Source organism: Methylococcus mesophilus (assembly GCF_026247885.1).
GTDB lineage: Bacteria > Pseudomonadota > Gammaproteobacteria > Methylococcales > Methylococcaceae > Methylococcus > Methylococcus mesophilus.
In genome coordinates this window covers 2890657-2916636 of sequence record NZ_CP110921.1, presented here as the reverse complement: position 1 = coordinate 2916636, position 25980 = coordinate 2890657, and the positions used below count along the sequence as shown (strand labels likewise).

Annotated in this window: 30 protein-coding genes, 1 tRNA gene and 2 pseudogenes; 19 read left to right on the top strand and 14 right to left on the bottom strand. The window is 62.5% G+C overall.

Annotated features, from left to right (window positions below; translation table 11 throughout):
• The first annotated feature begins 4 nt into the window (after positions 1-4).
• The 11 genes from OOT43_RS13885 to OOT43_RS13835 all read left to right on the top strand — a co-directional run bounded on the left by OOT43_RS13885 (position 5) and on the right by OOT43_RS13835 (position 9189).
• The gene (locus OOT43_RS13885; RefSeq protein WP_266021164.1) at positions 5-643 is read left to right on the top strand and encodes a YfgM family protein; all 639 of its coding nucleotides are present in this window, start codon (positions 5-7) and stop codon (positions 641-643) included.
• Positions 640-1827 (top strand): outer membrane protein assembly factor BamB, encoded by a 1188-nt coding sequence (gene bamB, locus OOT43_RS13880; RefSeq protein ID WP_266021163.1) that lies wholly within the window; start codon positions 640-642, stop codon positions 1825-1827. The genes OOT43_RS13885 and bamB overlap by 4 nt, the downstream gene beginning before the upstream one ends.
• 2 nt (positions 1828-1829) lie before the next feature.
• Positions 1830-3221 (top strand): ribosome biogenesis GTPase Der, encoded by a 1392-nt coding sequence (der, locus tag OOT43_RS13875; RefSeq protein WP_266021162.1) that lies wholly within the window; start codon positions 1830-1832, stop codon positions 3219-3221.
• Positions 3222-3294: 73 nt separating this feature from the next.
• Complete coding sequence (rsxA, locus tag OOT43_RS13870; protein ID WP_266021161.1) at positions 3295-3876, top strand: electron transport complex subunit RsxA; 582 nt, start codon at positions 3295-3297, stop codon at positions 3874-3876.
• Between the two features lie 12 nt (positions 3877-3888).
• A complete protein-coding gene (rsxB, locus tag OOT43_RS13865; protein ID WP_266021160.1) occupies positions 3889-4425 on the top strand; it encodes an electron transport complex subunit RsxB in 537 nt (178 codons plus the stop codon).
• Positions 4425-5996 (top strand): electron transport complex subunit RsxC, encoded by a 1572-nt coding sequence (gene rsxC, locus OOT43_RS13860; protein ID WP_266021159.1) that lies wholly within the window; start codon positions 4425-4427, stop codon positions 5994-5996. The genes rsxB and rsxC overlap by 1 nt, the downstream gene beginning before the upstream one ends.
• Before the next feature lie 3 nt (positions 5997-5999).
• Positions 6000-7031 (top strand): electron transport complex subunit RsxD, encoded by a 1032-nt coding sequence (rsxD, locus tag OOT43_RS13855; protein ID WP_266021158.1) that lies wholly within the window; start codon positions 6000-6002, stop codon positions 7029-7031.
• The gene (gene rsxG, locus OOT43_RS13850; RefSeq protein ID WP_266021157.1) at positions 7028-7669 is read left to right on the top strand and encodes an electron transport complex subunit RsxG; all 642 of its coding nucleotides are present in this window, start codon (positions 7028-7030) and stop codon (positions 7667-7669) included. The genes rsxD and rsxG overlap by 4 nt, the downstream gene beginning before the upstream one ends.
• Positions 7666-8370 (top strand): electron transport complex subunit E, encoded by a 705-nt coding sequence (locus OOT43_RS13845; RefSeq protein WP_266021156.1) that lies wholly within the window; start codon positions 7666-7668, stop codon positions 8368-8370. The genes rsxG and OOT43_RS13845 overlap by 4 nt, the downstream gene beginning before the upstream one ends.
• Positions 8367-9008: an endonuclease III gene (nth, locus tag OOT43_RS13840; RefSeq protein WP_266021155.1), complete on the top strand. Its 642-nt coding sequence runs from the start codon at positions 8367-8369 to the stop codon at positions 9006-9008. Before OOT43_RS13845 ends, nth begins: the two co-directional genes overlap by 4 nt.
• 105 nt (positions 9009-9113) lie before the next feature.
• A tRNA-Thr gene (locus tag OOT43_RS13835) sits at positions 9114-9189 on the top strand.
• Positions 9190-9301: 112 nt separating this feature from the next.
• Here the strand turns inward: OOT43_RS13835 and OOT43_RS20635 are convergent.
• The gene (locus OOT43_RS20635; protein WP_394358015.1) at positions 9302-9766 is read right to left on the bottom strand and encodes a DUF6527 family protein; all 465 of its coding nucleotides are present in this window, start codon (positions 9764-9766) and stop codon (positions 9302-9304) included.
• A 164-nt stretch (positions 9767-9930) separates the two neighbouring features.
• On the opposite strand from OOT43_RS20635, the gene OOT43_RS13830 reads away from it, so the two are divergent.
• Positions 9931-11036 (top strand): IS3 family transposase gene (locus OOT43_RS13830; protein WP_394358012.1). Its coding sequence is split into 2 segments (ribosomal slippage): positions 9931-10189 and positions 10189-11036, totalling 1107 coding nucleotides; the frame shifts between segments, so codons are not numbered across the junction.
• On the opposite strand, the gene OOT43_RS13825 is transcribed toward OOT43_RS13830, so the two are convergent.
• Entirely contained in the window at positions 11033-12130 is a 1098-nt protein-coding gene (locus OOT43_RS13825) for a ThiF family adenylyltransferase (RefSeq protein ID WP_266021154.1), read from the bottom strand. The two genes, OOT43_RS13830 and OOT43_RS13825, sit on opposite strands and share 4 nt — an antisense overlap.
• Positions 12105-12530 (bottom strand): multiubiquitin domain-containing protein, encoded by a 426-nt coding sequence (locus OOT43_RS13820; RefSeq protein ID WP_266024927.1) that lies wholly within the window; start codon positions 12528-12530, stop codon positions 12105-12107. The genes OOT43_RS13825 and OOT43_RS13820 overlap by 26 nt, the downstream gene beginning before the upstream one ends.
• Positions 12531-12644: 114 nt before the next feature.
• Here OOT43_RS13820 and OOT43_RS13815 point away from each other — a divergent pair.
• The 3 genes and pseudogenes from OOT43_RS13815 (at position 12645) to OOT43_RS13805 (ending at position 15717) form a co-directional block, all read left to right on the top strand.
• Positions 12645-13750 (top strand): IS3 family transposase gene (locus OOT43_RS13815; protein ID WP_394358008.1). Its coding sequence is split into 2 segments (ribosomal slippage): positions 12645-12903 and positions 12903-13750, totalling 1107 coding nucleotides; the frame shifts between segments, so codons are not numbered across the junction.
• Positions 13751-14610: 860 nt separating this feature from the next.
• A pseudogene (locus OOT43_RS13810) lies at positions 14611-15493 on the top strand (transposase).
• A gap of 41 nt (positions 15494-15534) precedes the next feature.
• On the top strand, positions 15535-15717 hold the full coding sequence (locus OOT43_RS13805) for a hypothetical protein (RefSeq protein ID WP_266021153.1): 183 nt from the start codon (positions 15535-15537) through the stop codon (positions 15715-15717).
• A 156-nt stretch (positions 15718-15873) separates the two neighbouring features.
• Here OOT43_RS13805 and OOT43_RS13800 read toward each other — a convergent pair whose 3' ends face one another.
• From OOT43_RS13800 to OOT43_RS13760, 9 genes are all read right to left on the bottom strand, one after another.
• Complete coding sequence (locus tag OOT43_RS13800; protein WP_266021152.1) at positions 15874-16359, bottom strand: VOC family protein; 486 nt, start codon at positions 16357-16359, stop codon at positions 15874-15876.
• Positions 16360-16487: 128 nt separating this feature from the next.
• On the bottom strand, positions 16488-16829 hold the full coding sequence (locus tag OOT43_RS13795) for a YciI family protein (protein WP_266021151.1): 342 nt from the start codon (positions 16827-16829) through the stop codon (positions 16488-16490).
• Positions 16830-16991: 162 nt separating this feature from the next.
• Positions 16992-17333 (bottom strand): YciI family protein, encoded by a 342-nt coding sequence (locus tag OOT43_RS13790; protein ID WP_266021150.1) that lies wholly within the window; start codon positions 17331-17333, stop codon positions 16992-16994.
• Positions 17334-17476: 143 nt separating this feature from the next.
• Positions 17477-18124 carry a dihydrofolate reductase family protein gene (locus OOT43_RS13785; RefSeq protein WP_266021149.1) on the bottom strand — a complete coding sequence of 216 codons (648 nt, stop codon included), beginning with the start codon at positions 18122-18124 and terminating at the stop codon, positions 17477-17479.
• Positions 18125-18171: 47 nt separating this feature from the next.
• Entirely contained in the window at positions 18172-18942 is a 771-nt protein-coding gene (locus OOT43_RS13780) for a GNAT family N-acetyltransferase (protein WP_266021148.1), read from the bottom strand.
• Positions 18899-19219, bottom strand: coding sequence for a hypothetical protein (locus OOT43_RS13775; protein WP_266021147.1), 321 nt, complete (start codon positions 19217-19219; stop codon positions 18899-18901). Before OOT43_RS13775 ends, OOT43_RS13780 begins: the two co-directional genes overlap by 44 nt.
• A 104-nt stretch (positions 19220-19323) precedes the next feature.
• Positions 19324-20142: an alpha/beta fold hydrolase gene (locus OOT43_RS13770; RefSeq protein WP_266021146.1), complete on the bottom strand. Its 819-nt coding sequence runs from the start codon at positions 20140-20142 to the stop codon at positions 19324-19326.
• Positions 20143-20155: 13 nt separating this feature from the next.
• On the bottom strand, positions 20156-20626 hold the full coding sequence (locus tag OOT43_RS13765; protein ID WP_266021145.1) for a GNAT family N-acetyltransferase: 471 nt from the start codon (positions 20624-20626) through the stop codon (positions 20156-20158).
• Between the two features lie 10 nt (positions 20627-20636).
• Entirely contained in the window at positions 20637-21245 is a 609-nt protein-coding gene (locus OOT43_RS13760) for a DUF2269 domain-containing protein (protein ID WP_266021144.1), read from the bottom strand.
• 240 nt (positions 21246-21485) lie between these two features.
• Between OOT43_RS13760 and OOT43_RS13755 the strand changes: the two are divergent.
• Positions 21486-21759 (top strand): annotated as a pseudogene (locus tag OOT43_RS13755) (transposase); the annotation flags it as partial.
• Between the two features lie 30 nt (positions 21760-21789).
• On the opposite strand, the gene OOT43_RS13750 reads toward OOT43_RS13755, so the two are convergent.
• Entirely contained in the window at positions 21790-23205 is a 1416-nt protein-coding gene (locus OOT43_RS13750; protein WP_266021143.1) for an ATP-binding protein, read from the bottom strand.
• Positions 23202-23921, bottom strand: coding sequence for a response regulator (locus tag OOT43_RS13745; protein WP_317133993.1), 720 nt, complete (start codon positions 23919-23921; stop codon positions 23202-23204). Before OOT43_RS13745 ends, OOT43_RS13750 begins: the two co-directional genes overlap by 4 nt.
• A gap of 220 nt (positions 23922-24141) precedes the next feature.
• Here OOT43_RS13745 and OOT43_RS13740 point away from each other — a divergent pair, with 220 nt between their 5' ends.
• The 3 genes from OOT43_RS13740 to OOT43_RS13730 all read left to right on the top strand — a co-directional run bounded on the left by OOT43_RS13740 (position 24142) and on the right by OOT43_RS13730 (position 25923).
• A complete protein-coding gene (locus OOT43_RS13740) occupies positions 24142-24399 on the top strand; it encodes a hypothetical protein (RefSeq protein WP_266021141.1) in 258 nt (85 codons plus the stop codon).
• 8 nt (positions 24400-24407) lie between these two features.
• Positions 24408-24824, top strand: coding sequence for a hypothetical protein (locus tag OOT43_RS13735; RefSeq protein ID WP_266021140.1), 417 nt, complete (start codon positions 24408-24410; stop codon positions 24822-24824).
• 130 nt (positions 24825-24954) lie between these two features.
• Complete coding sequence (locus OOT43_RS13730) at positions 24955-25923, top strand: alpha/beta fold hydrolase (RefSeq protein WP_266021139.1); 969 nt, start codon at positions 24955-24957, stop codon at positions 25921-25923.
• The last annotated feature ends 57 nt before the right edge of the window (positions 25924-25980 follow it).

Below are 25980 nucleotides of genomic sequence, written 5' to 3'. Positions count from 1 at the left end.
TGCCATGGAAATTTATCTGACCGAAGAAGAGCGCCTCGAAGCGCTCAAGCGCTGGTGGAAAGCCAACGCCAGCTCCGTCGTCTGGGGCGTCGCACTGGGCATCGCCGTGATCGTCGGCTGGGGCGCCTGGAAGCGCTCCCAGGACGAAAAAGCCATGCTCGGCGGAACGCTGTACCAGCAGCTCCTCGACGCAGTCGCTGCCAAGCAGACCGATGCGGCGCTCCAGTTAGGCGACCGCATCGACAAGCAGTTTCCCGACTCCGCCTATGCGACCTACGGCAAGCTGTTCCTGGTGCGGCTCAAGGTCGAAGCGGACGACCTCGCCGGCGCCAAGACGCTGCTGCAACAACTGATCGCGACCGGCAAGGACGAGAAGATCCTGCAGATCGCGCGGTTCCGGCTGGCCGAAGTCCAGCTTGGGCTCGGCGAAACGGAGGATGCGCTCAAGCTGGCGGAAAGCGTAGCGGGCAAGGGCAGCGCCGAATTCGCCGCACTCTGCGAGGAGCTGAAGGGCGACATTTATATCGCCATGAATCGCCCGGAAGAAGCCCGCGCCGCCTACCTGAAAGCGCGCCGGGAAGGCCAGCCCTCCCCCCTGCTTGAACTCAAACTGACCGACCTCGGGACGACCGCCCCCCGATGATCCGCCGCGCACTGCTCATCGCCTCGCTCGCCGCACTGTCCGGCTGCGCCGGGCTGGACGCCATCCAGAATGCCTATCAAGGCATCCAGGATTACTTTACCGGCAAGGACAATGCCGAGCCGCCCGAGCCGCTGGCCGAAATCACGCCGCAGGTGAGGGCGGACAAGCTCTGGACGGCGGACATCGGCGACGGCTACGACGAGCAAAGCATCAACCTGGGACCCGCGGTGGACGACAGCCGGGTCTTCGCCGCGGAGCGGCACGGCACGGTCCTGGCTTTCAACCGCCTGACCGGCGACAAGCTGTGGTCGGTCGACCATGAAATGGAGCTGTCCGCCGGCCCCGTATTCGACGACGGCGAGCTGTTCCTGGCCACCGCCGAAGGCGCGATCATCGTGCTGAACGCGGCCGATGGCGCACTGGTCTGGAAATCGACGCTCGCCAGCGAAATCCTTTCCGTCCCCGCCGTCGCGGACGACGTGGTGGTGGTCCGCGGCGCGAACGGCCATCTGACCGGGCTGGACCGGAAGTCCGGCGCCACGCGCTGGTATTTCGAGCGCCACGCCCCGCCGCTGGCCATACGCAGCCGGGGCGCTCCGATCATCGCCGGCGATCTGGTGATCGACGGTTTCGGGGGCGGCAAGGTGAGCGCCATCCAGCTCAAGGAGGGCAAACTGGACTGGGAGGCCAACGTCTCCCTGCCGCACGGCCGCTCCGAAATCGAACGGCTGGTGGACCTGAGCGCCACGCCGGTAGTGCGGAGCGACTCGGTGTTCGTCTCCGGCTACCAGGGCGGTACCGCGTCGCTGGGACTCAACACCGGCGAGGTGCTCTGGAAGCGCGAAAGCATTTCCTCGCCCGCCGGCATGACGGCCGATCGCAAGGAGCTGTACGTCACCGACGCCAATGCCGACCTCTGGCAACTCGCCGTCCGCAACGGCGAAGACCAGTGGAAGCAGGCCGAACTGCACCAGCGCCGCCTGACCGCGCCCGCCCTGGTGAAGGACTACCTGGTGGTCGGCGATTTCGAAGGCTATCTGCACGTGCTGAACAAGGAGGACGGGCGGATCGTCGGACGCGTCCAGATCACCGACGAGCCCATCGAGTATCCGCCGGTGGTTTACGGCGACATCGTCTACGTCTACGCCACTGACGGCACCCTGGCCGCGGTTACGGTGGAGTGAATATGCTGCCCGTCGTCGCCCTGATCGGCCGGACCAATGTCGGCAAATCCACACTGTTCAACTATCTGACCCGGACCCGGGACGCCCTGGTGGCCGACTACCCCGGCCTGACCCGGGACCGCCAGTACGGCCGGGTGCAGCGCGGCGAGCGCAACTATTTCGTGGTCGACACCGGGGGCATCATCGAAGCCGCCGAAGGCATCGACGACCAGGCGATGAAGCAGGTGGACCACGTCCTCGACGAAGCCGACGTCATCCTGTTCCTGGTGGACGTCCATGCCGGCATGACCGCCGGGGACGAACTCATCGCCGAGCGCCTGCACCGGATCAGCAAACCGGTGCTGCTGGTCGCCAACAAGATCGATGGCACAAACGCCCTGATCGCCGGAGCGGAGTTCCACGCTTTCGGACTGGGCGAGCCGCAGCTCGTCTCCGCGGCGCACGGCACCGGCGTGCATGCCCTGCTGGAACAGGTCGAGGCGCTGCTGCCGGAACCGGAGCCGGAAGCGGAAACCGACGCCGAAACCGGCATCCGCATCGCGGTGGTGGGCCGGCCGAACGTCGGCAAATCGACCCTGGTCAACCGCATCCTCGGCGAGGAGCGCGTGGTGGTCTACGACCAGCCCGGCACCACGCGGGACAGCATCTATATCCCGTTCGAGCGGCGCGGGGAGCGCTACACCCTGATCGACACGGCCGGCATCCGCCGCCGCGCCCGGGTTAACGAAGGCATCGAAAAATTCAGCGTCCTCAAGAGTTTCCAGGCCATCGAAAAGGCCCATGTGGTGATCTACCTGGTGGACGCCAGCGAGGGGCTCACCGACCAGGACGCCAACCTGCTCGGCATGGTGCTGGAAATCGGCCGGGGCCTCCTGATCGGCTTCAACAAATGGGACGGACTGGACCCGGAGCAGCGCGAAAAGGTCAAGCGCCAGATCGACATCAAGCTGCCGTTCCTCGAGTTCGCCAAGAAGTATTTCGTCTCAGCCCTGCACGGCACCGGGGTCGGCGTGCTGATGGACGCGGTCAAGCCGATTTACCAGTCCGCCATGCTGGACCTGTCGGCCTCGCGCCTGACCCAGGTGCTGCAGGACTGTTTGACCGCCCACCAGCCGCCGCTGGTCCGCGGCCGCCGCATCAAACTCAAATACGCGCACCAGGGCGGCCACAACCCGCCGGTCGTCGTGATCCACGGCAACCAGACCGAGGACCTGCCGGCCGCGTACAAACGCTATCTCGGCAACGAGTTCCGCAAGGCCTTCAAGTTGCAGGGCGTGCCGCTGAAGCTGGTGTTCAAGAGCGCGGAAAACCCGTTCCAGGGCCGCCGCAACGAGCTCACCGAGCGCCAGATCAAGAAGCGCCGGCGGATGATCCGCCACGTGAAAAAACGTTGACGGCCATTTCCCGAGCAATACAGTCAACTATATAATTTCCCGTTCCCCTGCCGGCGCTTCGTCATCCCTTCAGATGAAAGACTATCTGTTGATCCTCGTCAGCACGACCCTGGTGAACAACTTCGTCCTGGTCAAGTTCCTCGGGCTATGCCCGTTCATGGGCGTCTCGCGCAAGTCCGAAACCGCGATCGGCATGGGGCTGGCGACGACCTTCGTGCTGACCCTGTCCTCGGTCAGCAGCTACGTGGTCGACCATTTCCTGCTGGAGCCGATGGGATTGGAATACCTGCGGACCATCACCTTCATCGTGGTGATCGCCGTGGTGGTGCAGTTCACCGAGCTGGTCGTGAAGAAGACCAGCCCGTTGCTGCACCAGGTGCTGGGGATTTTCCTGCCGCTGATCACCACCAACTGCGCGGTGCTCGGCGTGGCCCTGCTCAACGTCCAGGCCGGCCACGATTTCATCGAATCCTTCCTGTACGGCTTCGGCGCCGCCGCCGGCTTTACCCTGGTACTGGTGCTGTTCGCCGGCCTACGGGAGCGGGTCGATGCCGCCGACGTGCCGGTGCCGTTCCGGGGCAATGCCATCGCCCTCATCACCGCCGGTTTGATTTCCGTCGCCTTCATGGGCTTCTCCGGCCTGGTCAAGGGCTAAAAGGGGGAGAGGATGCTGGCGTTTCTCGCGGTCTGCGTATTGTTCACCCTGTTCGGCGCGCTGCTGGGCTATTCCTCGCGGCGCTTCAAGGTGGAGGGCGATCCGCTGGCCGACAAGATCGACGCGGTACTGCCGCAGACCCAGTGCGGCCAGTGCGGCTTCCCCGGCTGCCGCCCTTATGCCGAGGCCATCGCACGGGGCGAGGCGGACATCAACCAGTGCCCGCCGGGCGGCGAGGACGGCGTCCAGGCACTGGCCGATCTGCTCGGGGTCGAACCCAAGCCGCTGAGCGGCGAACACGGCGCCGAGAAGCCGAAAAGCGTCGCCGTCATCGACGAAACCAAGTGCATCGGCTGCACTCTGTGCATCCAGGCCTGCCCGGTCGATGCCATCCTCGGCGCAGCCAAGCTGATGCACACGGTCATCGCCTCCGAATGCACCGGCTGCGAACTTTGCCTGGCGCCCTGCCCGGTCGACTGCATCGTGATGGAACCGGTCCGGGACAACCTCGGCACCTGGCATTGGCCCAAGCCCGACGGGACCCACTGATGCTCACGCTGCACCGATTCCACGGCGGTCTGCACCTGGACGCCCACAAAGAGGATTCCAGCCTCGCCCCGCTGGCGACGGCCCCAGTCCCGCCGCGGCTGATCTTCCCGCTGCAGCAGCGCGGCGGGCAGAACGCGGAGGCCGTGGTGCAGGTCGGCGACCACGTTCGTAAAGGTCAGGTCATCGCCCGCGGCGACGGCCCGATGAATCCGCCGATCCATTCCTCCAGCTCAGGAGTCGTAAGCGCCATCGAGCCGCGCCCCCTGCCGCACCCTTCTGGCATCGCCGACTTGGCCATCGTGATCGACACCGATGGGGAGGATCTCGCGCTCGAAACCGAAGCGCCTCCCCATTCCCGCGAACTCGGGCCGGACGAACTGCGCCGGATCATCTTCGAGGCAGGCATCGTAGGCTTGGGCGGCGCGGCCTTCTCGACCGCGGTCAAGACCGATCCCGGCCATCGCGCAATCGACACCCTGATCCTCAACGGCGCCGAGTGCGAGCCCTACATCACCTGCGACGACAGCCTGCTGCGGAATTTCCCGCGCGAGGTGCTGGAAGGCGCGTGCATCCTGATGCGGGTATTGGGCGTGGAGCGCTGCCTGCTCGGCATCGAAGACGACATGCCGGAAGCGATCCGGGCACTGCGGGAAACACGGGAAGCCGGGGATTATTCGAACATCGACGTCGTCACCGTGCCAGCCCTCTACCCCAGCGGCGGCGAGAAGCAGCTCATCCGCATCCTCACCGGACGCGAAGTGCCGACCCGCGGCATCCCCGCCGACGCCGGCGTGATCTGCCAGAACGTCGGCACCGCGGCGGCGGTGTTCCGGGCAGTGGTCCGGGGCGAGCCGCTGATCGAGCGCATCGTCACCGTGACCGGCAAAGGCGTCAGGAATCCGGGCAACTGGCTGACCCGCATCGGCACCCCCATCGCCGACCTGGTCCGCTACAGCGGCGGCTATTCCGGCACGGCCGAGCGATTGATCCTGGGCGGTCCGATGATGGGAATCTCCCTCCCCTCCGACGCCCTGCCCCTGGTCAAGGCCGCGAACTGCGTGCTGGTGACCGGGCGCGGCGAGACTACCGGCCCCAAGCAGGCCCTCCCCTGCATCCGCTGCGGCGCCTGCGCCGAGGTCTGCCCGGTCAACCTGCTGCCACAGCAGCTCTACTGGTACAGCCGCGCGGACAACCTGGAACGGGCGCAGGAATACCAGCTTCCGGACTGCATAGAATGCGGCTGCTGCGACTACGTCTGCCCCAGCCACATTCCGCTGGTGCAATATTTCCGCGCCGCGAAGAGCGAACTCGTGGCCAGGCAGCGCGAACGATCGAAGGCGGATCATGCCCGCGAGCGCTTCGAGGCCCGGCAAGCCCGCAAGGAACGCGAGAAGCAGGAACGCGCCGAGGCCGCTCAGCGCAAGAAAGCCGCCCTGGCCAAGCCGGATGCTTCCGAGATCCAGGATGCCATCGCCCGCGCCAAGGCACGCAAGCGCATGCCCGAATCCGCGCCAACGACGGATGCCGCACCGGACCAATCGCCGCCGGCACAGGAACCGGCCGAGAACTAGACCATGCGCTTCAATACCGCTCCCGCGCCCCACCTCGCGCCTACCGCCAGCACCCGCCGCATCATGCAATGGGTGCTGGTGGCCATGCTGCCCGGCATCGCCGCCCAGCTCTGGCAGTTCGGCCCCGGCGTGCTGATCAACCTCGCTCTGGCGATCGCCACCGCCCTGCTGGCCGAATCCGCCATGCTGCGCCTGCGCGCCCAGCCCAGCCGCGCCGGCCTGTCCGACTGGAGCGCCGTACTCACCGCCGCTCTTCTGGCGGTATCCCTGCCACCCATCGCGCCTTGGTGGATCGCCGTGTTCGGAGCGTTGTTCGCCATCGTCATCGGCAAGCAGCTCTACGGCGGCCTGGGCTACAACCCGTTCAACCCGGCCATGGTCGGCTATGCCGTCTTGCTCATCTCCTTCCCGAAAGCGATGACCGCCTGGCTGCCGCCGACCGACCTCGGAGCAGCCTCACTGGGCCTGCTGGAGGCCTGGAACACAATCGCCCATCGCGCGGGGCCGGAAGGCTTAGGGTTCGACGCGCTGGCGATGGCGACGCCGCTGGACACCCTCAAGACCCAGCTCGGCCTGGGCCGGACGATGGACGAGATCCAATCCGCCGCCCTGTTCGGCGCGCTGGCCGGCAAGGGCTGGCAATGGGTGAACCTGGGCTATCTCGCCGGCGGCCTTTGGCTGCTGCGCCGCGGGCTGATCGCCTGGCAGATCCCGGCAGGCTTCCTGGCGGCGCTGGGGGGATTGAGCCTGGGCTTCTTCCTGCTGGAACCCCAAACCTATCCGACCCCGCTGTTCCATCTGTTCGGCGGCGCCACCATGCTCGGCGCCTTCTTCATCGCCACCGACCCGGTCACCGCCTCGACCACGCCGAAAGGCCGGCTGATCTATGGCGCACTGATCGGCAGCTTGATCTTCGTGATCCGCTCCTGGGGCGGCTACCCGGACGGCGTGGCCTTCGCGGTGCTGCTGCTCAACCTGGCGGCCCCGACCATCGACCATTACACCCGCCCCAGGGTTTACGGGCATCCCGGATGAACCTGAAACAGCACCCCGTCATCGTCGCCGCCCTCATCCTCGGCGTATTTTCGGTTGCCGGCACCGGCCTGGTATCCACGGTCTACCGCCACACCGAACCGCTGATCGAGGCCAACGAGCGCGCCACCCTGCTGCATTCCATCGAATCGCTGGTGCCGCCGGAAGCCTTCGACAACGACCCGCTGGCGGATGCCATCGAAATCGCCGATCCGCTGCTCGGCACCAGCCAGGCCGTACCGGTCTACCGAGCCCGCAAGTCCGGGCAGCCGGTCACCGCCGTGCTCTCGCCCATCGCGCCGGACGGCTACAACGGCGCCATCCGCCTGCTGGTCGCCGTCCGCTATGACGGCAGCCTGGGCGGCGTACGGGTGCTGAGCCACAAGGAAACCCCCGGCCTCGGCGATCCCATCGACGAAAACAAATCGGACTGGATCCACCAATTCGCAGGCCTCTCGCTGATCGATCCGCCCGAGATCCGCTGGGGCGTGAAGAAGGACGGCGGCGACTTCGACCAGTTCACCGGCGCCACCATCACGCCCCGCGCCGTCGTCAAAGCCGTGCGCAAGACGCTGCAATTCTTCCGCGACAACCGTGAAATACTGTTCGCCCCGGCGCCGCAACAGGAGGACACCCCATGAATCTCGGCCCCTACCGCAAGATCATCCTGGACGGGCTCTGGCACAACAACCAAGCCCTGGTCGCCCTGCTCGGCCTGTGCCCGCTGCTCGCGGTCAGCAGCACCGTGGTCAACAGCTTGGGGCTGGGACTGGCCACCACCGTCGCCCTGGTATTCTCCAACGGCGTGGTTTCGCTGATCCGCAACCGCATCACCACGGAAGTGCGCCTGCCGGTGTTCGTGCTGGTCATCGCCGCCAACGTCACCGTCATCGAGCTGCTGATGAGCGCGTTCTTCCACGACCTGTACAAGATCCTCGGCATCTTTATCCCGCTGATCGTCACCAACTGTGCCATCATCGGCCGCGCCGAAGCCTTCGCCTCGAAGAACACGGTCGACCGCGCCGTCCTGGACGGCTTGTTCATGGGATTGGGATTCACCGCGGCACTGGTCGCGCTCGGCGCCTTCCGCGAAATCGTCGGCACCGGCGCCCTGCTGAACCGAGCCGAACTGATGTTCGGCGAAGCCGCCCGCAATTGGAGCGTGCGGATCGTGGAGAACTACGACGGCTTCCTGCTGGCCATCCTGCCGCCCGGCGCCTTCATTGGACTGGGACTCATCATTGCGCTGAAAAACCTGCTCGACGCCCGCGCCAAGGCGCGAGCCCAAGTCGCAGTAAGCCAGCCCGTAGCGTTCGAACCCGCCGCCGCCCGGAAAGCATGAACGCGAACAAGCGGCGGCAGATCTTCGAACGCCTCGCCGCCGCCATCCCCGAGCCGACCACCGAACTGTGCTACGGCACACCCTTCGAACTGCTGGTCGCCGTCGTCCTCTCGGCCCAAGCCACGGACAAGGGCGTCAACAAGGCCACCACAAAGCTCTTCCCCATCGCCAATACGCCGGAGGCCATCCTCGCCCTGGGGGAAGACGGCCTGCGCGAATACATCAAGACCATCGGACTGTTCAACAGCAAGGCCAAGAACATCATCGGCCTCTGCGAACGTCTGATCGAGCGCCACGGCGGAGAAGTGCCGCACGACCGCGACGCGCTGGAAGCCCTGCCCGGCGTGGGCCGCAAGACCGCCAACGTGATTCTCAACACCGCCTTCGGCCAGCACACCATCGCCGTCGACACCCACATCTTCCGCGTCGCCAACCGCACCCGCCTGGCGCCGGGCAAGACGGTGCTTGCAGTGGAAAGAGGGCTGGAGAAGCACACCCCCCGCGAATTCCTGAAGGATGCCCACCACCTCCTCATCCTCCACGGCCGCTACATCTGCACCGCCCGCAAGCCCAAATGCCCGCAGTGCCCCATCGCCGACCTGTGCGAGTATCCGGACAAGACGCAAGCCCCCGAGTAAAGACTCGTCCGGCGCAGTTTCACGCCGAGGCCCCAGGCGGTATAATCCGAACCCCGAGCAGGCGCCCATCCTCCCGACTCCTGCCAGGCGTCATGCCCTCCTCATGCTGGTGTAGCTCAGTCGGTAGAGCAGCTGATTTGTAATCAGCCGGTCGCGGGTTCGAATCCTGTCACCAGCTCCATAAAATCAATATCTTATAAAATATTCCGCCGAGGCCAATATTTCGAGTAGACTCAGTGTAGACAGCATATATGTCGTCACGCCGTTTTGGTTCTCGGAAGTTAGCAGCAATCTCACCCTAATAGCCACCGCTTGAACATGGTCAAAAAGCCTTCTCCTGACCTTGGCGTAGAGGACGTAGGGCGCGTACCCAGCGTTAACTGCGAATCTGAAACCACATCGACGGAACTATCCTTGCTATCGTAATACCTGAGCTTAGCGGCACGATCACATGCACGCCCAGCTTCAACCGCCTGCTGCGACCACTCTGCCGCCCATGCCACTTTGCTTCGTTTGATCCAATAGTGCGAACGACAGGGAAAGCTCCAATTCCCAATGGATGGCTCCAAAGAGACTGTTTCACCATCGAAAGTTAGTCTCCAATCCGTTGGTGATAATGGGGTCGCGACCTCTTTGCCGCACCCACAGCAGCACGAGTGTGCTGCTGTGGCATACGGTATCGAGATATAAAGGATACCTTCCTGAAGCCTTTCTGGTACGTACTCCACGAACTGATGAGACAAGGCGCTCTTCTTCATACCAGTTCATCGCTCGTTAACTGGTTGACATTGATCGAATAAGTCGAGTTGTGCTCACGCTCCATGTCCTGATAGAACCCGCAGAGTTTCTTCCACTTGATCACTGACCTGCTCCCCGAGATTAGTCCGGTCGTGATGTAGAGTCTGCCTCGATAGGAGGCAGCATGAAGAAGCGTTTCACCGAAGAACAGATCATTGGCATCCTGAAGGAAGCCGAAGCCGGCCTAAAAGTAGCGGAGCTGTGCCGCAAGCACGGGCTCAGCGAGGCGACGTACTACAACTGGAAAGCGAAATACGGCGGCCTGACAGTGTCGGATGCGCAGCGGCTCAAGGCACTGGAGACCGAGAATGCCCGGCTCAAGCGCCTGCTGGCGGAGGCGATGCTGGACAATGCTGCGTTGAAAGAGGTTGTAGGCCGAAAGTGGTAAGCCCACAAGCCAAGAGGGTGGCGGTCTCCCATCTGATGACAAAGCACCAGATGGGCGTCACGCGGGCTTGTGGGCTGATCGGTATTTCTCGGTCGCTGTATCGCTACGAAGCTAAGCGGCCAGCAGACCAGGAGCTCAAGGAACGACTGTGCGAATTGGCAGCGCAGAAGCGGCGCTATGGGTATCGCCGGCTGCACGTGCTACTTTGCCGAGAGGGTTGGGAAATCAACCGAAAGCGCACCTATCGCGTGTATCACGAGGCCGGCCTGATGGTCCGCAAACGAAAGCGGAAGCGCATTGCCGGCGTGGAGCGCCAAATCAAGGTCGCGCCATCGGCGCCTAACGAGAGTTGGTCTATGGACTATGTTTCGGACGGTTTGGCCGATGGTCGGCGGCTGCGGTGCCTGAATATCGTCGATGACTTCACGAAGCAGTGCTTGGCCATCGAAGTCGATACTTCGCTGCCTGGCAGACGTGTAGTCGGTGTGCTGCAACGGCTGGCAGAGATCCGCGGATTGCCCAAATCAGTCACCGTCGACAACGGCCCCGAGTTTGCCGGCAAGGCTTTGGATGAATGGGCCGATAGCCAAGGACTGTGCTTGAGCTTCATCCAGCCAGGTAAGCCACAGCAGAACGCCTACATCGAAAGCTTCAACGGCAAATTCCGGGATGAATGCCTGAACGAGCATTGGTTCGTCTCGATGTGCCATGCTCGCCAAGTCATTGAGGAGTGGCGTCGAGAATACAATGAGCAACGCCCCCACAGTTCGTTGGCTTACCTGACGCCAGATCAGTTTGCAGACACATTTTTAACCGCAGACTCTATGTCCGTTTCGGACTAAATCGGGGAGCAGGTCATCACGGCCAACGCTGCATTGAGAGCGTTAAGGTCAGCAATCTGGATGTTACGAGCGTAGGCATCATCCAATTGTTCCTCAGAGAACGAAATGCGCCGACTGACATGGTCCATTTTCGCCTCTGAGCTGGTGGTAACACGACACACACCCAGAAGCTCACCCGAGCCTTCCACGACATGGATACCCATGCCGACATCAATGAATGGGGTACTGCTTGCCTGCAGGCCTTCAATGATCGGCTTTTTTACGCTCCCCTTATCGATACACAGGAACACGAAATCAAAGCCCTGTAGTTCTTGCACATCAGCCTCCGACACATAACCCTCGTGCACAACGATGCCTCTGTGCATCTTTGAATAAACATCCCTAAAGTACGCGACTTTGCTGGGCTGATGCTTAAGAACGTCCAGCGGCGCAGCCCCCGGTGACCGGAAGGCGTTGTGTTGAAGGAACAAGTCGCCATCGAACAGATGGATTTCCCTCACCGGCGTCTTCGCGAGCAGGTCCAGTACGTATGATCCAGTGCCACCAAGCCCTACGATCGCCACTTTCGGTGCAGCAAGCCGCTCCGAAAGTGCGCCGATTCCTGCCCTACTTGAGGCGGTGTCTAGGTATACGAAGGGCGAATCCTCCTCCAAGGACTCGATGACCCTGAACGTACGTGCCGTCACACTCGGATCGATAGACACAGCATGGGCGACGATAATCTCGATATAGCGGATCATCTTCTCGTAGTAGTCCTGGTATCCGCTAGACGGCTTATTGGAAAACGAATGACTGACTGTAATGTCTGGCGCTAGAGCGGTGACGGAACTACCATGCTTGATCTGAGGAATTTCTACGCCATCGACACGGCATGGATGATCCCCAATGAAGTATGCGATGTGGTTTCCCGGCCGAGTCGTGACCTCTCCAGCCAAGGTGAGGTCCGAGACGAGAGTTCCTCTTGCTATCTCACAACGTGCGTTCACATAAGGCACTGAGTGAACCAGCAGATGGTTGGAGCGGAGCTCAACCTCATAACCCTCGTCGCGCAGCCGTTTCAGATCAGGACTACGATTTATCAGTTGCCGTGACATTGAACACCATCCCATTCTTAAGGCGCACAGATTCCCCCTCAACCAAGCTGCCTTCAGGTCTGTCAGCAGGTCCTCGCTTGAATGTAACGGTATAGGCCGTAGTTTCATTGATTACGGCATCGGGAAATGCCAACCGGACAACCTCAAGGAAAGAAAGCTCGACCTTGTGAACCTGTCTTGGCCTGCCATTAACGATGATCGTGATCGTCTTAATACCTGTGATGAATTTCTCTACCCCAGGTGCAGACAGGTCAAATAACTCGGCATCATCAATCAACCGATCTTCGCCGTGCGGCACTTCCAGCCACACGTCATGGGTCATCGGCTCAACCCCGGCGAGTGATTTCAACGTCGATCCGGAAATATAGGTTCCACCCCACTCAACGATTCGGCCATCCAGCCCGAAACGGAACGATCGGTCACTGCGAAAAATCAGGAATTTTTCGACACCTTTTGACCTGCTCCCCGAGATTAGTCCGGTCGTGATGTAGAGTCTGCCTCGATAGGAGGCAGCATGAAGAAGCGTTTCACCGAAGAACAGATCATTGGCATCCTGAAGGAAGCCGAAGCCGGCCTAAAAGTAGCGGAGCTGTGCCGCAAGCACGGGCTCAGCGAGGCGACGTACTACAACTGGAAAGCGAAATACGGCGGCCTGACAGTGTCGGATGCGCAGCGGCTCAAGGCACTGGAGACCGAGAATGCCCGGCTCAAGCGCCTGCTGGCGGAGGCGATGCTGGACAATGCTGCGTTGAAAGAGGTTGTAGGCCGAAAGTGGTAAGCCCACAAGCCAAGAGGGTGGCGGTCTCCCATCTGATGACAAAGCACCAGATGGGCGTCACGCGGGCTTGTGGGCTGATCGGTATTTCTCGGTCGCTGTATCGCTACGAAGCTAAGCGGCCAGTAGACCAGGAGCTCAAGGAACGACTGTGCGAATTGGCAGCGCAGAAGCGGCGCTATGGGTATCGCCGGCTGCACGTGCTACTTTGCCGAGAGGGTTGGGAAATCAACCGAAAGCGCACCTATCGCGTGTATCACGAGGCCGGCCTGATGGTCCGCAAACGAAAGCGGAAGCGCATTGCCGGCGTGGAGCGCCAAATCAAGGTCGCGCCATCGGCGCCTAACGAGAGTTGGTCTATGGACTATGTTTCGGACGGTTTGGCCGATGGTCGGCGGCTGCGGTGCCTGAATATCGTCGATGACTTCACGAAGCAGTGCTTGGCCATCGAAGTCGATACTTCGCTGCCTGGCAGACGTGTAGTCGGTGTGCTGCAACGGCTGGCAGAGATCCGCGGATTGCCCAAATCAGTCACCGTCGACAACGGCCCCGAGTTTGCCGGCAAGGCTTTGGATGAATGGGCCGATAGCCAAGGACTGTGCTTGAGCTTCATCCAGCCAGGTAAGCCACAGCAGAACGCCTACATCGAAAGCTTCAACGGCAAATTCCGGGATGAATGCCTGAACGAGCATTGGTTCGTCTCGATGCGCCATGCTCGCCAAGTCATTGAGGAGTGGCGTCGGGAATACAATGAGCAACGCCCCCACAGTTCGTTGGCTTACCTGACGCCAGATCAGTTTGCAGACACATTTTTAACCGCAGACTCTATGTCCGTTTCGGACTAAATCGGGGAGCAGGTCAGGCCGGGGTGGTCCGCATTTCGGCGCGCCGCATGCAGAGTTCGAACTGGTCAGCCGCGAGCTGGGTAACGATGTGCCGCTGGTCAGGTTCTTCGCCGGCGGTGAAATCGTCCGCCATCACCTGTATGGCTATACCGGCGTTCTTACTGTTTACACCGAAGCCGTATGATCGGCTTGTGGGCAGACACCCGCCAAAAGTTCCAAACCGGCGGTCGTCACACCGGTACCACATGCCGGGCTAGGCCAATTAATCACGATATGGCTCAATTGACTGATAACTCAACTGCGGATTGAAATGGGCAAGCTCCGCAAGCGATTGTTTCTATTGAAATCAGAAAATCCTGCTTTGGTTTGTAGTCAGCCGGTCGCGGGTTCGAATCCTGTCACCAGCTCCATAAATTCAAATGGTTAGCGCTTGATTTCCGCCAATGCTCGGCATGAAGAAATCTTAGAACCCACATAGTACCCAAAATCTCGAATCTCCCTCCCGTCGGGCGCAGTCATTAGGGGTCAACTTTTCGACCCGCCTTGCAGGGGCGGAGAGGAATCCTTCTTGCGACAAAGTGTGTATCACTCCACGCATCAAGTAGCTGTTGTCAAATCCAATGGTGTATTGACGGGCTTTTGGTTCTATCGGCCGAAGCATTTTTGCTCGCCACCAGTTTTTTGATCAGGCAGGTACGTTGAGCTGAGGTTAGACCTGGCATGGCCGGAGCTAAATCGGCGGCCTTGCCAACACCAGCCCTAACAGTCGCCAACAAGATTGAACCGCCCCGGGTTTGGTGGAGGCTCCACCCGTTGAGAAGATGGAGCCATGAAAAAGTCTACGAAGTTTTTCCCCCGAGGTGCGCGAGCGCGCCGTTCGTCCGGTGTTGGAGTGCCGCAACGAGCACCCCTCGCAATGGGCCGCCGTTGAATCCATTGCCGGCAAGATGGGCTGCACGCCCCAGACGCTGCTGGAGTGGGTGCGACGGCATGAACGCGACGCCGGGCAACGAGAGGGTGCGACCTCCGCTGAGCAGCAACGCCTCAAGGAGCTGGAGCGCGAGGCGAAGGAACTGCGCAAGGCCAATGAGATACTCAAGCTCGCCAGCGCTTTTTTTCGCCCAAGCGGAGCTCGAACGCGTCTGGCAGGCCAACCTGCAGGTCTATGGTGCCGACAAGGTTTGGCGGCAGTTGAACCGAGAAGGTATCGCGGTGGCTCGCTGTACGGTTGAGCGGCTCAGGCGACGTCAGGGTCTACGCGGCGTCATCCGTGGCAAGTCGGTGCGCACCACGATCAGCGCCCCTGAGGCGCTCTGCCCGCTGGACCGGGTCAACCGGCAGTTCAAGGCCGAACATCCTAACCGGCTTTGGGTGGCGGACTACACCTATGTCTCGACCTGGCAAGGTTGGCTGTACGTGGCGTTCGTCGTCGACGTGTTGGCCCGGCGCATCGTCGGCTGGCGGGTGAGCGCTTCCATGCACACCGATTTCGTGCTGGATGCACTGGAGCAAGCGCTGTACGCCCGCCAACCAGGCCGAGACGATCAACGGACGGTACAAGGCCGAGTTGATCCACCGGCGGGCGCCTTGGAAGACCCGGGAATCCGTCGAACTGGCCACGCTCGAATGGGGGTCCTGGTTCAACCACTCCAGGCTGCTTGAACCCTCGGGTATATCCCTCCCGCAGAAGCTGAGGCAAACTACTACCGGCAACTCGCCACTCAGGCCGCCATTCCAGCCTGACTTAAACCAACCCGCCTCCACGATTCCCGGGGCGGTTCAAAGTGCTCGTCAACGAAATCAACACCATCCCCGGCTTCACTAAAATCAGCTTGTACCCGAAACTCTGGGAAGCCAGCGGTATCCCCTACAGTCAGTTGGTCGAGCGTCTCATCGCCTTGGCGATGGAGCGATTCGAGCGCAAGAGCAATCTGCAGACTTCGGCACGCTTGCCGCCAGACGCATAGCAACAGCCCGTTGGCCGGCGAGGTTTTCATTGAATAGCGGATCGGATCGGCGCCGTTCTGGAATTGCTGTACATGGAATAGCTGTACCAGGAATACTGTACCACGCACGCCATGTGCCACTTGTGCTTCCGAGATGCACGCGTCGAAGATGCAACCTCAACCGCAGCGCGCCGCCTCGATTGCAGCGATGTCGATCTTCTTCATCTGCATCATCGCATCGAATGCGCGCTTGGCAGCAGCGCGATCGGGATCGGTGACCGCTTTCGTCAGGACTATCGGCGTAATCTGCCAGGACAAACCCCATTTATCCTTGCACCAGCCGCACCCGCTCTCCTGGCCGCCGTTGCCGATGATCGCGTTCCAGTAGCGATCCGTTTCGGCTTGGTCGGCGGTTGCGACCTGAAACGAGAACGCTTCGTTGTGCCTGAATGCGGGTCCGCCATTGAGCCCGAGGCAGGGAATGCCCATCACGGTGAACTCGACCGTCAACACATCTCCTTTCGTCCCGGACGGAAAGTCTCCCGGTGCGCGGTGCACCGCGCCGACGGATGAATCGGGAAAGGTCCTGGCATAAAACCGCGCCGCGTCCTCGGCATCGCCATCGTACCAGAGGCAAATCGTATTCTTTGCTGGCTTACTCATAGGTCACTCCTTCATCGTGATGAGCCGGCCGAAGCCGGGGTCAACGGTGTGCACGCAGTCGCATTCGCTCTAGCGCCTGGTTCGGCGGTTTAAATTTTGGTTACGGGGAAACCGCCTTGAGTTCTTCGTCAGTTAAACGGGCGCACCTCTACCGGCGCCCGACAGGCGACGGCGGCCTTGCGCCCCCACGTCAGCGCCTCGTCCAGGTCACCGGCTTCCAGCACCCAAAAACCGCCGACATGCTCCGTGGTCTCCAGATAGGGTCCGTCGCTGATGAGCACCTGACCATTAGGCTGCGTCCGCAGAGACTTCGCGCTGCTTGCCGGTCGCAGGCCGCCTACGAAGACCCTGACGCCCGCAGCCTTCATTTCATCGTTGAGCGCGTCAATATCGCGGGACATCGCTTCGTCCTCTGCGACCGACGGGTCGTAGTCGTCGGGGTGGTGAATAGCAACAAAATATTGGGTCATGACTTCTCCTGTAACCGAACGTAGAGCTAAAGGGCGGTCGCGATAGCGACCGTCCCGCTTGAGCGCAATGCTCAACAACCGGTTCAGATCGTGGTTCGCTTCGCTCTCACGATCTAACCTTGTTCGTTAGGCAGCACTTTCTGCGCCATTTCTATGCCGCCCTCAGGACTGCGGGTCGAACTGGAAGACGCGCAGCTCCTGGTCGCAGCGGCAGGACTTCGCGATGCGCGCAGCCCACGCGACGGCCTCCTTGCGCGAGGGCAGTTCGAGCACGGTGAAGCCGCCGTCGAGCGGGGGCGCCCACGGGTAGCCGCCCTCGGCGACCGCGCCGTCGGCCGCGACGAGCACGGGCGGCACATCTTCGTCGATGCCTCCGCCGAAGACGTAGACGCCGGCGGCTTTCGCCTCGTCGATTACGGCGTGCGCGTCCCGGCTTACCGCCTCCCACTCGCCGTCGGGCACGACCATCGCAGCGCTGGGAAAGGAGATCAGGTACTTGGCCATGGTGCTATTTCCTTTTGGAGATTGATGTCGGTCGTGCAGCGAGTGTGCGGCCCAACGCCCAAGCCCAGCCGCTGTCCTGAGGCCGCGCAGCGACGGCAAGGGTGTCGGCTGGAGCGCCTTGTTGGGCGGCATGATCTCGATACTCATATTTTTCTGAGGACAACGTGAGTTGCCTTGTCGGTAGCCGCATGTTCTACGCATTGATAGCCGAGCGAGCGCATGTTGATACCCGAGAACAGACTCTCCCCTGAACCGAGCAGAACCGGCGCGTAGGCGAGATGGAGTTCGTCGACCAAGCCAGCCCGCAAGTACTGCCGGGCCGTTGCCACTCCACCACCCAGGCGCACATCCATGCCGCCTGCCGCCGCTCTGGCGCGCTCCAGCGCCGCATGGATTCCTTCCGTGACGAAGTGAAAAGTCGTGCCGCCTGCCATCGCGATGGGCGCACGCGGATGATGTGTCAACACGAAGACCGGCGTATGGTACGGCGAGTTGTCGCCCCACCAGCCTTTCCAGTGCTCGTCCGGCCAAGGGCCGCGAATCGGACCGAACATATTGCGGCCCAGGATCCACGCGCCGATGTTCCGGAGTCCGCGCGCGGCGAAATCGTTGTCTGTTCCGGTGGCGCCCGCTTCCTTGCCGTACAACTGCTGCTGACACGTCGCGGTCGGCAAGACCCACTCGTGCAGATCCATTCCCCCGAAACCCATGGGATTTTCCAGGCTCTGTTCCGGCCCGGCGGCGAATCCATCAAGGGACAGACTGAAACACGCCATGCGCAACTGACTCATCGTGATCTCCTAATCAAGCGAAATGCTCTTTAAGCAGTCGAACGGCGCTATTCAATTTCGACACGGCTTTTAGCCGTCGCTTCGATGAAGCACGGCATGTGATTGAAGGGTTTCCGTTTATCATCCGGGGTGCCTTCATGACACGGTCCGGTGCCTAACAACGAACCCGTGATTTTCTTGGCTTCTCCTTGCGGTATGGTGGGGCGAGCTCGATCACCCGGCTTTGAGGTCGAAGCGCGAGTCGCTGGGTGGAGTCGATACCGCTTCAGTCGTAGGCATCGCCCCATTGCCCGCTCCTCGCGGCTCAACCGGTACCAGCAGTGCTCGCGCAACGGATGTCCGGGCGGAATGTCCGGATGCTGAAAGGTTTCGGGTTCGGGTTGCATGTTCAACCGCCGCATCACGGCCTGGGAGCGCCGATTGCCGATGGCCGTGAAGGAGACGATCTCCGGCAGCTTCAATTCGGCAAAAGCGAAACGCAGTGCCTCCTGGGCCGCTTCGGTGGCGTAGCCCTGGCCCCAGTAGGGAAAACCCAGCCGCCAGCCGATTTCCACGCAAGGTGAAAAGGGCAACTCGGCGGTAGGGACGTGCAGCCCGACGAAGCCGATGAACGCCTGCGATTCATGGAGTTCTACCGCCCAGAATCCAAAGCCGCGTTGGGCGATGAAGGAGCGCATGCGCTCAGCCATGACATCGCTCTCCGCCCGGCTCAGGACGGCGGGGAAAAATTCCATGACCCGCAGGTCCGCGTTCATCTTCGCGAAAAGCTCCAGGTCAGAGGTCTGCCACTGGCGCAACTTCAGACGTGCGGTTTCCAACTCTGTTCGATTGGGAAACGAGACCTCCAACACCAAGCAGCCCGCGTCCGTCCGGAACGGCCCGTGCATTTCGCCGGGGGCGGCTGGCGCAATACCCCGGTTGCAGCCAAATACCGAAAGCCTCGTCGTACAGACGACCGTTGACGATGAAGGTTTCCTCCGGGGAGGCGTGGCGCTTGCCGCCGAAGGCTTGGGTTTCGGCACACGGAAAAAAGCGAGTCAGGCGGGTATATTCGCCGGTCTTCTCATCCAGGCTCAGGGTGATTTCCTCGGCCATGCCTTCCAATCCGGCGATGGGCTGCCATTTTCCGCCGTGCTCAGGGAGCAGCGGGTTCCGAGGTGATGGTGGATTTGGGCATGGGAAACTTCTCAATGGCCCGATCAGCCCTCGGGCCGGGCGAGCCGGCGGCAGATGCGTTCCGCCGCATGATGGAGGCAGGAATAATGCGACAAGCCTTCCATGATCTCGACCTGGGAACAACCGGGAATCTCCGAGGCCAGATAATCGGCCATTCCCACGGGCGACCAACTGTCCTGCCTGCCGTGCCAGACATGGGTTTCGGCCTCGACACCGGACAGCATGGCTCCCCAGGGCTGCACATAAGCCTCGATGTCCCTGATATAGCCAGGCATCCGCTCGACGAAACAGTCCCGCAGCGTTTCCTTCATCCTCACCTGAAACGCCGGGTCGGCTGCCAGTACCCGGTCTTCGCCGGCGGCACTCGCAAAGAGCAGGCTGAATAACGCTGCCGGAAACGCTCGGGCGAGCAATCCTTGTCCCCACGATAGGCATTCGAACAGCGCCGGGGCAGTCCGCGCCACCCTGAAAACCCCGCCACCGGCCATGGTGCCGAGAAAGTCGCCCGCTTCCAGCGGCGCCGCCGCCGATACCAGATGGAGGCTGCGGACACCCGCTCCGAGATGGCGGCAGGTCTGCAAAGCCACGAAGGCACCGATGGAAAAACCGATCAGGTCGACCGATGCGCCGCCGGCTTCCCCGGAAATCGCCTCGGCCAAGGCGCGAAAATACGCCTCGCCTGTCAGCGACCGGTCGAAGGCGAAACGGTCGAAGCTGAGGAAGCGCAGGCCATGCGCCTTTCCCAAGCGATCAAACAGCGCAGCTTCGCCGGGAGCACCGGGAGCGCCGTGGAAATAGACCACAAGCCGGCCTTGGTCCGAACCGAATTGCCGATTTGTCAAGGCAAATTGCACCTCAGGTCGGTTCCAGTTTCATGGGGATACAGATGACACCGGCCGCATCCACCACCTCAGCTTGCCTGACGAAGCCGAACTTCTCGTACATGCCGACGGCGTAGCGCGAAGAATTCACGGTGAACACGCCGGAATTGCCGGCGTCGAGGCTGGCGGCCTTGGCCACCTCCCACAGTTCCCGGGCCAAGCCCCTGCCCTGAAAATGTTCGGACACGAACAGATGATAAAGATGGCGGTTGTCCCGAACCGCGACGACACCGGCCAATTGGTGCCTCTCCTCGGCCACGTGGTAGCGGTAAGCGGAGGCCATATAGCCCTGAATCGCCGACTCTTCCATAGAGCCGAGCAGACGATTCGCCGCATCGGCGGGAAACTCCTGGGCTATGTATCGAACTGCCAGGGCACGGATCAGGGTACTGATCGCGGACGCATCGTTCGGAGTCGCAGCCCGAATCCTCACGATTTCGGCCAAGTCATGATGTTTAAGGTCCTGTCGTCTGCGGCGACCGGTTAACGGTCTTTGAGTTCCACGGATGAAGACGAGGTACGAGGAGAGTCAGAAAGCCTGCCGATACGATGGCCACCACGGTGCCGAAGATAAACAGCATCCAGGTCGTCGGCTTGATCACCCCCAAGGCAACGATGACGAACAGCATAGGCAAATCCAGAAAATGCGTAAAAGTCGGCAGATGTTCCGCCCGCGCCTTCTCCAACTCGGGCGTGATGACGCCAGCCGACAGTGCCTCCCGAGTCAGCCGGCGCAAGCGTATGAAATAGAGCCGGGTGACTGTGTTGCCTTCCACGAACTCGAAGACGAACAAGGCTACCATCCCGGCCAGCCACGGCGTGCCGGCGAAATCCCAGCCGCCGAAGAAACGGACGATCAGCCACGTTCCCGACGCCAGCAATAGGAGCGCACCGGGAACCACGACGCCGTCGTAGAACACCGCGATGCTGCGGACGGCTTCGGCAATCTGGGGGAGTTCGCGCACCTGCCGCGAGCGCAGATCGGAGATCCACACGCCAATGAGTCCGCCGCCGATCAGGATGGCGCCCAAGACATGGACGAATTTCAGCAAGGTGTAGATCATTTTCCATCCTAGTGTTTTTGAGGGTTGCGGCTCAAAATCGAGCGTATTTAAAACCTGATCTTCCGAAAGAGATTGGATAGCTTTCACCCCAGGACAAACAAGCAAGGAAGGGTCACCAAGATGGAAACAACCACAATGGGACCGAACCCAATCAGGGCGGTTTCAAGTCTGAAGTGCAACGCCGTTTATTGAGCTGAGGATATCCCACTGAAAGACTTCTGCGGGGGGTTGCCGCGTTAGCGCGGCAACGTGCGACTGTCGAATCCTCAAGTGCTCAACCCCATCCTCTACGTGGCGGAGCATGGGTGTAAGTGGCGCGGCCTGCCGGTTCAGCCCGTGGCATACCGTATACACCCGCGTGATGCGCTAGGCGAAGAACGGCGTCTTGGACCGGCTGATCGAAGCACTTTAGTAACAGCAGATCATCCGGATCAAGATCGAAGCCATGTGCCTCGATAGTACGATTATCAAGGTCCACCGCGACGGCACCGGTGCGCTAAAAAGACGGCGCCCAAACCACAATTATGACGAAGCAGTCGTCATCTTACTGATCACAGCCATTTCCCGGCCCCGGACCACAATCACCATAAGCTGACCAATCCGGACCAAACCCACTCGGCTTCGGGGCAAGGGGAAGCTGGATGTGGACCAGGAGACCGCCGCCGGGACGGTCATCCAGAATGATCTCGCCGCCGTGGCGGCGGACGACCGTGCGGGCTACCGTCAGCCCCAGGCCTACCCCGCCGGTTTCACGATTCCGGGAGGCTTCCAGTCGGAAGAATGGCACGAATACCTGCTCCCGCATCGCCGCGGGGATGCCCGGACCGCGGTCGCAGACGGTGATCTCGACGGCCTCGCCGCTTTCCCCCAGAGTTACTTCCACCTCGCGTCCATAAGCCAGGGCATTGTCGAGGAGGTTGACGAAGGCGCGGCGCAGGGACACCGGACGGCCCTGGTAGTTCAGGTGCACCGGCCCGGCATAGGAGATCGTTTTCCCGGCATCCTGCAGGTCGTCGCAGAGGCTTTGCAAGAGCATGGCCAGATCGATCCGGGTCGTGGGCTCGCTGGCGGCGTCGTCGCGGGCGAAGGTAAGGGCGGACTGGAGCATGGCCTGCATCTGGTCCAGGTCGATGTCGGCCTTGCTCCGCTGTTCCGGGTCGGTGATGAATTCGGTGCGGAAGCGCAGCCGGGTGAGAGCGGTGCGCAGGTCATGGGACAGCGCGGCCAGCATCAGGGTGCGGTCGTCGATCAGCCGGCGGATGCGCGCCTGCATGCCGTTGAAGGCCTTGGCCGCCTGTCGGATTTCGCCGGGCCCCTGTTCGCGCAGGGGCGGGGCGTCCACGTTGGCGCCCAGGCGCTCGGCCGCCAGGGCGAAGCGGCCCAGCGGGGCGGTCACCTTGCGGGCGGCCCAGACGCCCAGCGCCGCGATGCCGATGAGCATCAGGCCCGCCGACACCGCCAATCGGAGGGGCCAAAGGCCCCCAATCTCCTCCCCGCCGATGACGAAGCGCAGCCAGGTCCGGTCTGACAGCCCGACCCATACCTCAGACGGCCCCGGCCGGAACCAGCGCGGCGCCGCCGTGCCTGCCGGATAGCCGGCCTCGACCCGTTCCAGCCCGCGTGTCTCCGCCAGAACCCGAATGTCTCGCGCCAGGTGCCGGGTCATGCCGCTCTGGCGCAGCGCCGCCGGGGTTGCGTGCGGTTCCCAGGCCACGGTCAGGCGGCTGTCGTTCAGGGCGGGGAGCAGGGCGGGACGCTGCTCGGCCGGGACCCGCTCGACGATAGTGGCGATCACGGCGATGCGGTGGAGGTTGCGGAAGGTCTCGCCCCATCCCTTGCCGTGAAAGAAGTCCAACTGGAACACTGACAGGCTGCCGGTTACCGTGACCGCCAGGCCGGCGAACAAGAGGATCATGGTCCGGCCGGCCATGCTGTCGGGCCACAGTCGCATGGCGATCATCGCTGCCGGTCCACTTGTGCCGCGAACAGATAGCCACCGCCGCGCACGGTCTTGATCAGCACCGGGTCGTTGGGATCGGCCTCGATCTTGCGGCGCAGCCGGCTTAACTGCACGTCGACGCTGCGGTCGTAGGCGGAGGCCGAACGTCCCCGCGTCAGGTCCAGCAGCTGGTCGCGGCTCAGTACCCGGCGGGGATGCTCGGCGAAGGCCGCCAGCAGGTCGAATTCGCCCCCCGTCAGGGGCATCAGCACGCCCTCGGGGGAATGGAGCTCCCGCCGCGCCAGATCGAGCCTCCAGCCTTCGAAGACCAGGGTATGCCCATCCCCTTCCGGTCGGTCCGTCAGATCCGTCGTGCGGCGCAGCACCGCCTTGATGCGCGCCAACAGCTCGCGGGGGCTGAACGGTTTCGCCACATAGTCGTCGGCGCCCATCTCCAGTCCCACGATGCGGTCGGTCTCCTCCGCCAACGCTGTGAGCATGATGACCGGCAGCCGGGAACTCGCCCGCAGCCGCCGGCACAGGGCCAGGCCATCCTCGCCGGGCAGCATCAGGTCCAGCACGATCAGGTCGAAGCGGCCGGTTTCCAGAATCCGGCTCATGGCCTTGCCGTCGGCCACCGCATCGACCCGGAAGCCGTGCCCGCTTAGGTACTGTGGCAGCAGTTGCCGCAGTTCGCGGTCGTCGTCGACGATGAGGAGATGGGGAGTCGCGCTCATGGCGGCATTATGCCTCATCGTCCAAAACCGCTTGTGGCGATTTTGTAACAGTCCGTTACAGCGCCGGGGACGGAAATCCTCCGTTACCAAAAGCGACACCTCGCGAAATCCTTGCGCAATCGGCGGACGCTATCGTTTCTCCACCGCAAAACGGAGGACCTAAGCGATGAATACCCTGCCCCCATCCTAGCTGCCGATCTCCCGGCAACTGAAGACCCCCATGGCTTCCTCCACCCTGCCGGAAACCGGCCCGGATAACACGCCGGGCGAGACGTCGGCGAAATGGCTGAGACGTGCGGTCTGGCTGTTTTATCCGGCCATCGGCCTGGAGGTCCTATTTGTGATCAGCCCGGCGACCTCCTGGGTGCCCCGTTTCTTCCTGCCGGCCAGGGTGGACCTGGCTGCGGGCATGGTTACCAACCTCGAAACGCCGCCGGCCCACGTACCGTGGGGTGACATCCCCACCCCTTTGTTCTAGGAGGCACCATGAATCAGCGAACTCTCACTACCCTGCTGGCCGCGGCGGCGCTGATTGCGCTGGCTTCCGGCTGTGCCGGTCGGGGCCGCCGGCCCGGTGGGCCGGGAGCGGGCGGGGTCGAGACCGTCCAGGTATCGGGAACCGGCCAACAGGTCTTGGCCTCCCATTCCGGCTGGTTCGACCTGCAGGTCTCGGGCGACGGCAACGCGGTCCGCGTACCGGCCTCCAGCAGCGTGCGCATGCTCCGGGTCACCGGCGCTAACCACGAGATCACCGTGGCGGCCGGTGCCTCGGTGCATGCCGTACGGCTGTCCGGGACCGGCACGATCGTCCACCTGCCGAAGAATGTCCATCCTAACGTTCTCGGCAACGGCGAGGGAGGGCAGATTCTCAACGACCTCGAGGGCGTGGCGGATGGGCCCTGACCCGGTCGAGGCTCCCGGCCCTATCCGCCCGGGATATCACGACTGCATCCGCCCTGCGCACCGTCCCGGTTCCGCAGCGCTGGTAGCACAACCATCCGAAAACCTATGATCCTTAATGGAGACACTCATCATGATCCGGTTAAGAAAGCTTTGGTCGACCCCTACTCTTTCACATGCCCTGCTCCTCGTGGCCATGGCGCAGTCCGCCTGCGCCACGGCGCTGGCGGACCCGGCCCGGTCCGGCCCGCTTGCCAAGGCGGCGACCCCGTCCGACAGTGCCGTTCCAGTTCCCTTGCCGGCGGGCATCCACATCCTGAGGGATGTCCCTTACGGCACCGACCGGCGGCAGCGCTTCGATGTCTACAGCCCCGAACACGCTCACGACGCGCCGGTGATATTCCTGGTCCACGGCGGTGGCTGGCGGAGGGGCACCAAGGCCCATCGCGGCACCTATGAAAACAAGGTGACCCGCTGGGTGCCGATGGGCTTCATCGTGATCTCGGCCGACTACCGCGTACTGCCCGAAGCCGATCCCCTAGAACAGGCCAAGGATGTCGCCCGCGCCCTGGCCGCCGCCCAGGAACAGGCGGAATCCTGGGGCGGAGACCGCCGCAAGTTCATCCTCATGGGACATTCGGCGGGCGGCCATCTGGTTTCACTGCTGGCCACGGCGCAAGGGATCGCCGCGGACATGGGCGTAACCCCGTGGCTGGGAACCGTGGCCCTGGACAGCGCGGCCTTCGATGTGGTCGGCACCATGGAAAACCGCCATCCCCAACTGTTCGACGAGGCTTTCGGGAGCGACCCGGATTACTGGAAATCGATCTCCCCCTACCACGCGCTGACGGAGGCGGCTCGCCCCATCCTCGCCGTGTGTTCCGGCCAGATCGGCTATTTCTGCAAGCAAGCCCGGCAGTTTTCCGGCAAAGGCGATGACCTGGGCGTGCGCTCGGCGGCGCTGAAGAAGAAAGACTATTCCCACCTCGAGGTCAACGAGCGGCTGGGCGCCGACCGGCGCTACACCCGGCAGGTCGAGTCTTTCCTGGCGAGCCTGGACGAAGAGGTGGCGGAAAGGCTCCGCCGTCGTCCGATCCCTTAGGGCCCGGCGACGGCGGCCGGCCGAAGGAGCGCGACGGCGGACCCACGGTGGTGAGCG